General features: G+C 40.7%; 1 protein-coding gene. It reads left to right on the top strand.

Translation table 11 applies throughout. The annotated features are described in order from the left end of the window. Nucleotides 1-117: 117 nt before the first annotated feature. Nucleotides 118-302, top strand: a 185-nt coding sequence (locus tag P0G09_RS18605) for a hypothetical protein (protein WP_275253411.1), incomplete at its 3' end; no start/stop codon positions are given.

The raw sequence follows: 302 nt of genomic DNA on the forward strand, positions 1-302 counted from the left end.
GATGCCGATATATTCCATAGAGTCCTCCGTGCAAATGTCTTTTTTATATTGTATCCAATTTTACAATAAAAAGCAAGACTTCCTTTATGACAAACAAAAATACCCGGCAGATACTTTATGAAAAATCTGCCGGATATAGACCGGATGCCCTTGGGGTGTTCCATTCTGAAAAATTGCAGGGCAAATGCAAGCTGTGTTAACTGTTATGTAACCTTGTCAATCAATCTTCCATTCTTCCATGGTCGCAACCAAGAGAGAGATAATGTCCAATCTTCCCACCCAGCACAAGCTGGGCATACTCC

Source organism: Faecalibacterium sp. DFI.5.82, assembly GCF_029076575.1.
Taxonomy (GTDB): domain Bacteria; phylum Bacillota; class Clostridia; order Oscillospirales; family Ruminococcaceae; genus Faecalibacterium; species Faecalibacterium duncaniae.